Source organism: Clostridium tarantellae (assembly GCF_009295725.1).
Lineage (GTDB): Bacteria > Bacillota > Clostridia > Clostridiales > Clostridiaceae > Sarcina > Sarcina tarantellae.
In genome coordinates, this window is sequence record NZ_WHJC01000669.1 from 1 (window position 1) to 425 (window position 425).

Genomic DNA, 425 nt, shown 5'->3' on the forward strand with positions numbered 1-425 from the left:
CAGTAAAGCTATTTCTATTTTCTAAAGAGTATATTTCTTGGAAATTTTTACTTTTTAACTTTATGCTATATTGCTGACAAATTTCTTTACATTTTTCTTTATCTATATTTTCAGTAAGAATAGTGAACAATGATCCACAATTAAAATTACCTAAACTAATAAGACTAAAATTTATATTATCAAACTTAATTTTTTTATTTATAGGAATATATCCTTGTGTTTCTAAAGAAAATTTTTCTTTTGTAGTAAATTCTTTTTTATCTCTAACTTTATTTGAATTATTTGCAGAAATACAAAATTTATAGCTAAAAGGAATATATTTATTTTCTCTAGCAATAATATCACATGTTTCTATAATATGAAGTTTATCTTTTTTAAATTCTGTTAAAATATTTGTTATAGAAAAATATGAATTATCTGATATT

The 425-nt window shown here is 19.3% G+C and carries 1 pseudogene; it reads right to left on the reverse strand.

Annotated features, from left to right (window positions below):
• A pseudogene (locus GBZ86_RS17690) lies at positions 1-425 on the reverse strand (hypothetical protein); the annotation flags it as partial.